Genomic DNA, 529 nt, shown 5'->3' on the forward strand with positions numbered 1-529 from the left:
GACGTGCAGCTGAACTACTTTCTCTCTGAGTTCGTCACGCTCGGTATTCGGTGTTGAACGACGGCGAAGCCAGTCATAAAACGCGCTACGGGATACGCTCAGCGCACTGCAAAGAAGGCTGGTCGGATACGAGCCTGACTCTCTCAGTTCCTCAATCAGGAAAAACGATCGGGATCCGACATCAAGAGAGCCGTAGCCTTTTTTAAGATTTCAGCCTCGGTCTCCAGGCGCTTGATCTTGGCTCGCAGCTGCTGGAGCTCTCGTTGTTCGTCGCTGATCGCTTTGGTACCGGCTACTGGCTGGCCCTTCTGTCGCTCTTTACGTACCTGATCAACCCAGCGGCGCAGGGCTGTAGGGCCGACGTCCATTGAAGCGCAGACGTCGGGAATCGAGCAGTGGTCATCAAGGACCATGCTGGCAGCACGTTGCTTGAACTCGCGGGTGTAGGTTTTTCGTTCTTGCATGGAACCTCCTGATTGGGCGAATCATATCGCCCTTAAGAGGTGTCCGGGATCATTAGGCCAGTTCA

The 529-nt window shown here is 55.0% G+C and carries 1 protein-coding gene; it reads right to left on the reverse strand.

Annotation, left to right across the window (positions count from 1 at the left end):
• Positions 1-155: 155 nt before the first annotated feature.
• Positions 156-464, reverse strand: coding sequence for a transposase (locus ACGLHT_RS30050; RefSeq protein WP_133970486.1), 309 nt, complete (start codon positions 462-464; stop codon positions 156-158).
• Positions 465-529: the final 65 nt, after the last annotated feature.

The organism is Pseudomonas sp. PsB (assembly GCF_043658375.1).
In the GTDB taxonomy this organism is placed as follows: domain Bacteria; phylum Pseudomonadota; class Gammaproteobacteria; order Pseudomonadales; family Pseudomonadaceae; genus Aquipseudomonas; species Aquipseudomonas putida_Z.